The organism is Rhodococcus sp. A14 (assembly GCF_011603105.1).
In the GTDB taxonomy this organism is placed as follows: domain Bacteria; phylum Actinomycetota; class Actinomycetes; order Mycobacteriales; family Mycobacteriaceae; genus Rhodococcus_F; species Rhodococcus_F opacus.
The window spans coordinates 1-961 of record NZ_JAAOQS010000284.1 but is presented as its reverse complement, the minus strand read 5'-3'; the positions used below and the strand labels follow the sequence as shown (position 1 = coordinate 961).

Sequence of the window (961 nt, the reverse complement as noted above, 5' to 3'; positions counted from 1 at the left end):
CTAGGGTGTGTCTCCCAATGATTTGTGGTGTTGCGCTGCAGACTCTTCGGTGTGGCAGACGTTGTTGATCGGTTTGAGGTGTTGACGGACAAGCAGTGGGAGTTACTCGCGCTGCTCTTGCCCAGTTCCGACGGGCTCCGGGGGCGGAAGTTCCGGAACAATCGTGTGGTGGTCGAGGGGATGCTGTATCGACTGCGGACCGGGTTGCCCTGGCGAGATCTCCCGTCGCATTTCGGGCCCTGGAAGACGGTGTGGAAGCGGCATCGCCGCTACGCCGGAGACGGAACCTGGGATCGGGTGCTGACGGCTCTGGTCGCGATGGCCGACGCCGGCGGGAACCTGGACTGGGCGGTATCGGTCGATTCCACGGTGGTCCGTGTTCATCAGCACGGTGCGAACGCCGCCCGCCACACAGGGGGATCTACCGAATTACACGAACCTGCGTGACGAGCCTGCCGATCACGGCATCGGCCGGTCGAGGGGCGGGTTGACCAGCAAGGCGCACCTGGCGTGCGACGGTCACGGGCGTCCACTGTCGGTGCTGGTCGGCCCCGGCCAAGCCGGTGACAGTCCGATGTTCGCCCGCGTGCTGGAGGGCATCTGCGTGCCGCGGCTCGCCGGCGGAGCGCACCGCACGCGCCCCGACGAGGTCCGGGCCGACAAGGCGTACTCATCACGGGCCAACCGGGAACTGCTGCGCAACAGAGGCATCAAGGCGGTAATCCCCGAGAAGACCGATCAGGCAGCGAACCGGGTGAACAAGGGCCGCTCGGGCGGGCGGCCACCGAACTTCGACCCGGAGTCCTACAAGGGGCGCAACGTGGTCGAACGGGCCTTCAACAAGGCGAAACAGTGGCGTGCGGTGGCCACTCGCTACGACAAACTCGCCCTCACCTACCGCGCCGGATTCCTGCTCGCCGGCATCGTCGAGTGGCTCAAGTTATTGGGAGACATGCCCTAG

Annotated in this window: 1 protein-coding gene; it reads left to right on the top strand. The window is 65.8% G+C overall.

Features of this window, described 5'->3' with window-relative positions; all coding sequences use genetic code 11:
* Positions 1 to 51 precede the first annotated feature (51 nt).
* Positions 52 to 961 (top strand): IS5 family transposase gene (locus tag G9373_RS45415; protein WP_346842945.1). Its coding sequence is split into 2 segments (ribosomal slippage): positions 52 to 408 and positions 410 to 961, totalling 909 coding nucleotides; the frame shifts between segments, so codons are not numbered across the junction.